The sequence below is a fragment of the Winkia sp. C0117E2 genome, assembly GCF_056590455.1.
On record NZ_JBWPWD010000014.1, the window covers coordinates 1 to 829 of the forward strand.

General features: G+C 50.8%; 1 rRNA gene. It reads left to right on the forward strand.

Annotated elements, in window-relative coordinates:
• Nucleotides 1-829 (forward strand): 23S ribosomal RNA (locus tag AC1EKG_RS10420); the annotation flags it as partial.

The window sequence follows — 829 nt, forward strand, 5'->3', positions numbered from 1 at the left end:
GTGGTGAGGCGCATAGTACTAACCAATATTTACTGCTGGTTTTCCCTTTCGGGGGTTTGCTGGTGGTGGTCTTGGGACCGATGTGTGTAGTAGTCAAGCGTGTTAACAGGGGTGACGCAGTTAGATAGCTCAGCGTCGTGATGGTTTACGGCGTTCAAGCATGTGGCCTATCGGGTTGGTAAATCCGCTCGTGTTTGGGTGAGGTGTGATGGTGACCTGTTTTTGTGGGGATATTGGGTGATTCTGTGCTGTCTAGAAAAGCCTCGGCGTTAGAGGGTGTGTTGCCCGTACCCTAAACCGACACAGGTGGTTTGGTAGAGAATACTAAGACGTGCGAGTGAATCATGGTTAAGGAACTCGGCAAAATGCCTCCGTAACTTTGGGAGAAGGAGGACCCGGCCTTTTACATTACCTTTGCGGTTTTGGTGGGGGTTGGGGCGCAGAGACCAGGGGGAAGCGACTGTTTATCAAAAACATAGGTGTGTGCGAAGCCGTAAGGCGATGTATACGCACTGACGCCTGCCCGGTGCTGGAAGGTTAAGAGGAACCCTTAATCGGCTTTTGTTGGTGAAGGGGTGAATTTAAGCCCCAGTAAACGGCGGTGGTAACTATAACCATCCTAAGGTAGCGAAATTCCTTGTCGGGTAAGTTCCGACCTGCACGAATGGCGTAACGACTTCCCTGCTGTCTCGACCGTGAGCTCGGTGAAATTGCATTATGAGTAAAGATGCTCGTTTAGCGCAGCAGGACGGAAAGACCCCGGGACCTTTACTATAGCTTGGTATTGGTGGTTGATTATGCTTGTGTAGAATAGGTGGGAGACTGTGAG